Annotated in this window: 3 protein-coding genes; all 3 read left to right on the forward strand. The window is 48.2% G+C overall.

What is annotated here, in order from left to right; translation table 11 throughout:
• The coding region (locus ABYW01_RS18490; RefSeq protein ID WP_372835701.1) for an HD-GYP domain-containing protein at positions 1-633 on the forward strand (633 nt) is incomplete at its 5' end.
• Positions 634-654: 21 nt separating this feature from the next.
• Positions 655-1,461 (forward strand): phosphate/phosphite/phosphonate ABC transporter substrate-binding protein, encoded by an 807-nt coding sequence (locus tag ABYW01_RS18495; protein ID WP_372835703.1) that lies wholly within the window; start codon positions 655-657, stop codon positions 1,459-1,461.
• Positions 1,462-1,474: 13 nt separating this feature from the next.
• The coding region (locus ABYW01_RS18500; RefSeq protein WP_372835705.1) for an ATP-binding protein at positions 1,475-2,839 on the forward strand (1,365 nt) is incomplete at its 3' end.

Here is a 2,839-nt window from a genome sequence, read left to right on the forward strand (position 1 = left end):
ACTCGTGATATCTCTATTATGGCACTTGCCTCTCTGGCAGAAACCCGCGATAACGAAACCGGGGCTCATATCCTGCGTACCCAACGCTACGTTAAGGCGCTAGCGCTTGAACTGCGGAAGAATCAAAAATATAAAGATCAACTTAGCGACGAGACGATTGATCTACTTTTCAAATCTGCCCCCTTACATGATATAGGCAAAGTAGGTATCCCAGACAGCATCCTTCTTAAGCCAGGCAAACTGACGGATGAAGAGTTCACTGTGATGAAAACACATGCTGAACTAGGAAGCGATGCCCTGCTCAGAGCAGAAGAGGGTTCAGACGATCAGGATTCTTCGTTCCTTCGCTACGCTAGAGAGATTGCCCTATGTCATCATGAAAAATGGGATGGCAGCGGATATCCGGCAGGGCTTACTGGCGAAGCAATTCCTCTCTCAGGCCGCCTAATGGCGGTCGCCGATGTTTACGATGCATTGATCTCAAAACGCGTATACAAACCAGCTTTCGATCATGACAAAGCCAGTGGCATTCTTAAAGAAGGACGTAGTAACCACTTCGATCCAGACGTGATTGATGCATACATAATGATCGAAGATCAATTCCGACAGATTGCAGCCGATTTCAAAGATTAACTTCGCAACGAGAAAAAACAGATGAAAAAACTAGCACCCCTGTTTATCGCCACTCTACTCAGTACCCCCGTAGTTGCGGATACCTTCACTGTAGGCGTCGTACCGCAGTTTGACGTCAAAACCCTACACAAAATCTGGGATCCTATCCTTCAGGAAGTATCACAGCGTACCGGTCACAGCTTCAAACTAAAGGGATCCCCCGACATCCCGACCTTCGAAAAAGAGTTTGCGGAGGCCAAGTTCGATTTTGCTTACATGAACCCTTACCACTACACCATTGCTCAGCACTACAAACCATTACTGAGAGATACTGGACGCAAGCTTTTTGGCGTACTGGTGGTAAAAAAGGGAAGTGGTATCAACTCACTTGAGCAACTGCAGAACAGCACCATCGCGTTTCCAGCTCCTAACGCACTGGGTGCATCTCTAATGATCCGAGGAGAGTTAAAGGAAATCTACAACATAGATTTCACGCCTAAATACGTTAAAACCCACTCATCCGTGTACCTCAATACCGTGCTTGGACGTACCCTATCAGGCGGCGGCGTGCAAAAGACCTTCAACAACCAAAAAGCCGAAATAAAAGATAAGCTGGAGATTCTGCATCAAACCCAAAAAGTATCGCCACACCCATTTGTCTATAAAGCAAGTCTGCCTTCCAATGTGGCAGAACAAGTTAAAGCTGCGCTTCTGAATATGGCCCAAAGCGCCGACACACAAGCTCTTTTGGCAAAAGTACCTTTTAAAAAGATTGGTCTGGCAACCGATGCTGACTACGACGACGTACGCCGTTTAAACCTAGAGCGCTACTACGTCAAGCCAAACTGATACGGACAGTGGAATGAACCTCAACGGAAAAATTGTTTCTCCAGTCGTGTTTTGTCTGGCTGTGTTCCTGATACTGATAGAGTTTGCCTTTATCCCGTACTTTGAACAGAGACAACTGGAGGCGATCATCTCAGGAGAACAATCTGAACTTGAGGTACTGGCGCCGATTATTGCCGAAGAAATCATCGCGGGCGACATTGCAAAGATTTACAGCATCCTTGCCCAACAGGAAAAAATGCACGCAGACGAGAGCGGTGCTGGTATCACCCTGCGCGATGCCAGCGGTATGCAGATCTACCCTATGCATGACCGCTCCTCGGCGATCACTAAAAGCCAAGATGATTATCGTTTTCTCACACAGAAAGTCGATTGGGGTAACGAATCTATTGGCCTACTCACATATGGTCTGGAGATTAAGCGAGAACTGAAAGAGGTTCACGAGCAACTGGCGTGGCTACGCATCGCAACCATCACGCTATGCTTGGTTATTATCTTGGTCAGTGGCTGGTGGATTCGACGCCTGATCGTGCGCCAGATCGTCCAGCTTCGCGATGCCGCTCAGGAACTTGAGAAAGGCAACTACGACAGTGCGCTAGAAGCTGATACCTCAGATGAAATAGGAGACTTGATTCGGTCGTTTAACAAAATGCGCCTGACAATCAAGGAGAAAAATACCAACCTAACCGCGGCTATGCTTCAGGCAGAAGAGGCAACCAAAACCAAAGGTGAGTTTCTGGCTAACATGAGTCATGAGATCCGCACACCGATGAATGCGGTTATAGGGCTTAGCTTCCTAGCCTTGGAAACAGAACTATCGCCCAAGCAACGTGACTACCTCACCAAAATCCAGGGTTCCGCAAAAAGCCTACTCGGCATCATCAATGACATCCTCGATTTTTCCAAAATCGAGGCCGGCCACATGGAGATAGATCACAGCAGCTTCCGTCTGGATGATGTCCTGGAGTCTGTATGCACGGTGATTGGACTCAAAGCCGAGGAGAAAAACCTGGAGTTACGGATACAGCGTGACTGTCGTATCCCCTCAAACCTTATGGGCGATTCGCTCCGTCTGACCCAGATACTGCTCAACATTGCTAATAATGCGGTAAAGTTCACCCATGCAGGAGAAGTGAGTGTCACCGCTCGGCTGCAGGCCCATACCGGAGACCAGGTTCAGATACGCTTCGAACTGAAAGACACCGGCATTGGCATGAGTCAGGATCAAATCAGCCGCTTATTCTCCTCCTTCTCTCAAGCGGACGCATCAACCACGCGAATTTATGGTGGAACGGGATTGGGGTTAGCAATCTGCAAACAACTCAGTGAGTTGATGGATGGCACCATAGAAGTTCACAGCACGCCTGCTCAAGGAAGCTTG

It is taken from the genome of Pontibacterium sp., from assembly GCF_041587635.1.
Lineage (GTDB): Bacteria > Pseudomonadota > Gammaproteobacteria > Pseudomonadales > Balneatricaceae > Pontibacterium.

What these genes read in the sequence shown, in the direction of transcription:
- ABYW01_RS18495 (WP_372835703.1), top strand. Translation starts at nt 655, where the DNA reads ATGAAAAAACTAGCACCCCTGTTTATCGCCACTCTACTCAGTACCCCC.